Source organism: Micrococcus sp. GbtcB5, assembly GCF_019091605.1.
In the GTDB taxonomy this organism is placed as follows: domain Bacteria; phylum Actinomycetota; class Actinomycetes; order Actinomycetales; family Micrococcaceae; genus Micrococcus; species Micrococcus luteus.
In genome coordinates, this window is the sequence record NZ_JAGXJK010000540.1 from 1 (window position 1) to 233 (window position 233).

Annotated in this window: 1 protein-coding gene; it reads right to left on the reverse strand. The window is 64.4% G+C overall.

Going from position 1 to position 233, the window contains the following annotated elements:
* Positions 1 to 200 (reverse strand): hypothetical protein (locus tag KVS67_RS13415; RefSeq protein ID WP_217565589.1); only part of this gene is annotated, 200 nt, incomplete at its 3' end.
* Positions 201 to 233 lie beyond the last annotated feature (33 nt).

Genomic DNA, 233 nt, shown 5'->3' on the forward strand with positions numbered 1-233 from the left:
CCTGGACCCGCGCCCTCTTGATCCGCCGGGCTACGTTGCCCGGGTTGACCTCCGCGCAGGCAGGGTGGCTGGAAGGCGATCTCCATGAGCTCCTGCGCGCATCCGAGCGCGCTGTTCTTAGCAACTCTGTAACGCCCGGTGACGACACCGTCCCCTCCTACGACCAGACCATCCTGGAATCGTTTCGAGATCTTCGCCATCCGTGCTGGTCAGCGTGGTGTGCTCCTCACCCA